This is a genomic window from Salinarimonas soli (assembly GCF_008386575.1).
Taxonomy (GTDB): domain Bacteria; phylum Pseudomonadota; class Alphaproteobacteria; order Rhizobiales; family Beijerinckiaceae; genus Salinarimonas_A; species Salinarimonas_A soli.
Map to the genome: position 1 here is coordinate 1 of NZ_VUOA01000106.1, position 316 is coordinate 316.

A 316-nucleotide genomic window follows, 5' to 3' on the forward strand; every position below is an offset into this window, starting at 1 on the left:
GTAAATGTGATTTAATTGAAAAAGTTGCACTTATAAATATATTACATGTTATGGCTGTTTAGATTTTGTTAAATGCAGCAATGTCAACAGATTGTACAAAATCTTCAAATTCTTGAATTTTTTCTGTCAGCAAATCAACAGAAACTTTGTCGTCCTCGATGACACACATAATTTGCAGTTTATTTATGCCATACCCAACAGGCACAAGTTTGGAGGCTCCCCAGAGAAGGCCTTCCATTTCAATAGTGCGTACTTGGTTTTCCATTTCCTTCATATCGGTTTCATCATCCCATGGCTTGACATCAAGGAGAATAGA

1 protein-coding gene is annotated in these 316 nt (G+C 35.8%); it reads right to left on the reverse strand.

Going from position 1 to position 316, the window contains the following annotated elements; genetic code table 11:
- Positions 1-58: 58 nt before the first annotated feature.
- The coding region (locus tag F0L46_RS27640; protein ID WP_149822398.1) for an elongation factor 1-beta family protein at positions 59-316 on the reverse strand (258 nt) is incomplete at its 5' end.